Source organism: Pseudoalteromonas sp. GABNS16E (assembly GCF_028598715.1).
GTDB classification, from domain to species: domain Bacteria; phylum Pseudomonadota; class Gammaproteobacteria; order Enterobacterales; family Alteromonadaceae; genus Pseudoalteromonas; species Pseudoalteromonas atlantica.
The window spans coordinates 1-244 of record NZ_JAQREZ010000238.1 but is presented as its reverse complement, the minus strand read 5'-3'; the positions used below and the strand labels follow the sequence as shown (position 1 = coordinate 244).

1 protein-coding gene is annotated in these 244 nt (G+C 34.8%); it reads left to right on the top strand.

Going from position 1 to position 244, the window contains the following annotated elements; translation table 11 throughout:
• A partial coding sequence (locus tag PSI06_RS21395; protein WP_273605081.1) for a hypothetical protein occupies positions 1 to 183 on the top strand: 183 nt, incomplete at its 5' end.
• Positions 184 to 244 lie beyond the last annotated feature (61 nt).

Sequence of the window (244 nt, the reverse complement as noted above, 5' to 3'; positions counted from 1 at the left end):
ATGGGTAAATATGGTTGGGACCTAGTTTTAATAGGTCAAGATTTTGAAGGTGTAGATAAACAGCTAAGAGATACCACAATAGACCAACTCATAAATGTAAAATCTGGAGCTAACTATTTTGGTTTTGCCAGAGCGTTTAACGCCCTCTATAAAAATTCCTTTAGACATAATTTAAGCCTTTAACTTTACTTTGATAATGCCAAGTGAAAAGTAAAACGCCATTTGTGCAGCTTTAGCTGAAACG